At 48.8% G+C, this 1,086-nt stretch carries 1 rRNA gene; it reads left to right on the forward strand.

Annotated elements, in window-relative coordinates:
• Window positions 1-1,086: ribosomal RNA gene (locus tag BLV68_RS15195) — 23S ribosomal RNA — on the forward strand; the annotation flags it as partial.

The raw sequence follows: 1,086 nt of genomic DNA on the forward strand, positions 1-1,086 counted from the left end.
GTAGTCGCAAATAGACGTTGATCCGGGGATATCCGAATGGGGGAACCCGCTTGAGAAAACCTCAAGCATCATGCACTGAATCCATAGGTGTATGAAGGCATACCAGGGGAACTGAAACATCTAAGTACCCTGAGGAAAAGAAAGAAACATCGATTCCCTAAGTAGCGGCGAGCGAAAGGGGAAGAGCCCAAACCGAAGGCTTTAGACTTCGGGGTTGAGGACACAACGCAAATTAAGAGGAGTAAGGTAGTCGAAGGGTCTGGAAAGTCCCACCACAGAAGGTGAAAGTCCTGTAGACGAAACCTGAAAAACTTAAGTTGTGATCCAGAGTACCATGGGACACGTGAAATCCTGTGGGAAGCAGGGAGGCCCACCTCCCAAGGCTAAATACTCCCTGGTGACCGATAGCGGAGAAGTACCGTGAGGGAAAGGTGAAAAGAACCCCGGGAGGGGAGTGAAATAGAACCTGAAACCCTATGCCTACAAGCAGTGGGAGCTCTATATAGGAGTGACCGCGTACTTTTTGTAGAACGTGCCAGCGAGTTATGGTATCAAGCGAGGTTAAGTACTTAAGGTACGAAGCCGTAGGGAAACCGAGTCTTAATAGGGCGGATAGTTTGATACCATAGACCCGAAACCGGGTGATCTACCCATGGGCAGAGTGAAGTTGAAGTAAAATTCAATGGAGGCTCGAACCGTTTAGCGTTTAAAAGCTATCGGATGACCTGTGGGTAGGGGTGAAAAGCCAATCGAACTCGGAGATAGCTGGTTCTCCTCGAAATAGCTTTAGGGCTAGCCTCGAGAGAAGTGATATGGAGGTAGAGCACTGACTGGTCTAGGGGCGCGTAGCGTTACCAAAACCTATCAAACTCCGAATGCCATAATCATGATACTCGGGAGTCAGACTATGTGGGATAAGCTTCATAGTCGAGAGGGAAAGAGCCCAGACCACCAGCTAAGGTCCCTAAATCCAAATTAAGTGGCAAAGGAGGTAAGGTTACACAGACAACCAGGATGTTGGCTTAGAAGCAGCCATACATTTAAAGAGTGCGTAATAGCTCACTGGTCGAGTGACCTTGCGCCGAA

This window comes from Tepidimicrobium xylanilyticum, from assembly GCF_900106765.1.
Taxonomy (GTDB): domain Bacteria; phylum Bacillota; class Clostridia; order Tissierellales; family Tepidimicrobiaceae; genus Tepidimicrobium; species Tepidimicrobium xylanilyticum.